Origin of the sequence: Planktothrix sp. FACHB-1355, assembly GCF_014748295.1 — a bacterium.
GTDB classification, from domain to species: Bacteria; Cyanobacteriota; Cyanobacteriia; order Cyanobacteriales; family Aerosakkonemataceae; genus Aerosakkonema; species Aerosakkonema funiforme_A.
In genome coordinates this window covers 1-2047 of sequence record NZ_JACJUP010001218.1, presented here as the reverse complement: position 1 = coordinate 2047, position 2047 = coordinate 1, and the positions used below count along the sequence as shown (strand labels likewise).

The window sequence follows — 2047 nt, the reverse complement described above, 5'->3', positions numbered from 1 at the left end:
GATCGATTATACCACTGGTAGAAGTAGGTATTTCTATTCTGACTAACTCGATCCTGCCTCCATAGGCTTGAACAATCGGTGCTTCGGGCAGCGTTTCGATTCGGTAGTCTCCCCCTTTTACGTAAATTTCTGGTTTGAGCTTATCTATAACTTGAGCAGCTGTGGTTTGGGAAAAAATCACTACCCCATCTACTGGCTTGAGGGCAGCTAGTAATTCGGCCCTCTGTATGTCTGGGATGATGGGTCGCTCTGGCCATCCCGTCGGATGCGGTTTGATGGTTCGCACAGACACATCGCTATTTAACCCCACAATCAGCGATCGCCCCAAGGATTTTGCTACCCGTAAATACCGCAGGTGTCCGACATGGAGTAGGTCAAAGCAGCCATTGGTAAATACCAATGGTCGCCATTGCGCTGGGGCAATAGCGATCGCCTCCTCTAGTTCGGTTAAGCTGTATAGATCGGTAATCATATCGCGAACTACCCACACTGACCTAACGGTTTATTAGAACTTTTCAGTTTTCTGGATAATTGCTGTTGCTTGATTCTGAAGTTTTTTGGATGCTTGTTGAGTATTTTATGGTTCTCAAACTTAGAGCCATCGCTAGTAACAGCAAAGTCAGTCAACCCCAGGTCAATCCCAACTGCTTTACCTTCTGCACTTGCAGAAGGTTTATCTTTCTCATCGTCAGAAAGAATGGCCGCAAATAACTGATTGGAGCAATTCTTGGATATACTTACAGTCTTAATTTTTCCCTCAATAGGTCTATGAATAATTGCCGAAACATTTCCAATCTTTGGAAGTGTTAAATATTTGTCTGCAACCTTGACATTTTGAGGGTATTGTCTTGACTGCTTACCATGCTTTGATTTAAATCTATGGTATTTAGCTTGTTTTTCAAAGAAGTTATCAAAGGCCACCCCCATGTTTAAGCAGACCTGCTGCAAGCACTGTGAATAGGTTAAGGTTAACCACTCATGCTCTTTTTTTAACTGCGGAATTAGTTTTTTAACTTCATACCCAGATAACCCTTTACCAGTCTCTTTATATGTTTGATTCATCAAGTTCAGGCAATAATTCCACAGCCAGCGACAAGAGCCAAAAGCTTGTGCTAGTGACTGTTGCTGTTGACTGTTTGGTTGTAGCCTGACTTTGACAACTCTTAACATATGAGAGTAAATAGAGGTTTCCCAGTAAGTATAACACGGAAATTGTGCGTTTCCGACCTGTTTCCCTCCCACGAGGAACTCGCATCCGTCGGGAGACTGCGGTCAACTCACCCGCAATTCATCTCACACTCCCCTATTAGGTGAGATGTGAAGCTTCTTGCGGTTCAAGCTAAACTTTTAACGATGATCGTTATGACTGAAAAAAAGAAGTTTCCCGCTTCCCATTTCCAGGGGAATCATCAAAAAATCTTTGTGAATATTGGAGAGATGTTTCACGAAACGTCTCTCCAATATTGAAGTCACAGCCAATCGAAAATCTACTCATCCAGAATTCACTCATCGGTGACTGCTTTGCCTACAGCCATCCCTCTTGAGCTTCCGCAGCTTTAACTGTCCGAAGCACACTCGCTATCTGTTGGAGGTTGGTATCCCACTTCAAAGGCAAAGCGAACCAGTTGGGAGCGATTTTCTATTTCAAGTTTGTTAAAAATATTTCTCAGATGACTCTGGACTGTACGGGGACTGATAAATAGGCGTTCGCTGATTTGTTTGTTGGTAAAACCCCTAACCGCCTCCCAGAATACTCTTTCCTCTGCTGGTGTCAGAGGTAGGGGAGGGGGTGTAGGTGTTTGGTGCGAGGTCAAATTGGTAGATCGTTGCATCAACCGCACGATTTCTGCATGGATGCGACGCGATCGTTCTAACTGCGCTTCTATTTTGGCTACCAATTCCCGTGGGTGAAACGGTTTGAGCAAATAATCATCCGCGCCGATCGAATGGCCTTCAACCCGACAATCTATCTGACCCAGAGCTGACAAAAAAATAAACGGCAGCAATTGACCCTCACGGGTGGCTCGCAGGCGACGACAAAATTCAA

General features: G+C 44.5%; 3 protein-coding genes. All 3 read right to left on the bottom strand.

The annotated features are described in order from the left end of the window. The coding region (locus H6S82_RS30960) for an adenylyltransferase/cytidyltransferase family protein (RefSeq protein ID WP_191057309.1) at window positions 1-472 on the bottom strand (472 nt) is incomplete at its 3' end. An 8-nt stretch (window positions 473-480) separates the two neighbouring features. Then, window positions 481-1170 (bottom strand): transposase, encoded by a 690-nt coding sequence (locus H6S82_RS30955; RefSeq protein WP_242057180.1) that lies wholly within the window; start codon window positions 1168-1170, stop codon window positions 481-483. 386 nt (window positions 1171-1556) lie between these two features. Then, the coding region (locus tag H6S82_RS30950; RefSeq protein ID WP_191057308.1) for a response regulator transcription factor at window positions 1557-2047 on the bottom strand (491 nt) is incomplete at its 5' end.